Below are 330 nucleotides of genomic sequence, written 5' to 3' on the forward strand. Positions count from 1 at the left end.
TGCTATCGTTGCATTGTCCGGGAACAACCGGAAAAATGCCGCGTAAATGTATCAGATACTACGATAGATGAGCTATTGAGATTTGATAGCTCGAATAGGTTGATGGTTACTATCATCGGAGATTTGACTGAGGTTGGCAGTGATAAAAGTCCGGCTACTCTGTGAATTTGCAAAGGCGATCGCATGATAGCCATAACAACCTAAATGCGATCGTTACTCTGGGTTAGTTGTGATTGTGATCACATCGGCTCAGTCCCTATGTGGTGGGGGTTTGGTGTTGGGTTGCACCCAACCTACGGTTGATGTTGATGTTGATGTTGGGTTGCACCT

This window comes from Limnospira sp. PMC 1279.21 (assembly GCF_032349615.1).
In the GTDB taxonomy this organism is placed as follows: Bacteria; Cyanobacteriota; Cyanobacteriia; order Cyanobacteriales; family Microcoleaceae; genus Limnospira; species Limnospira fusiformis.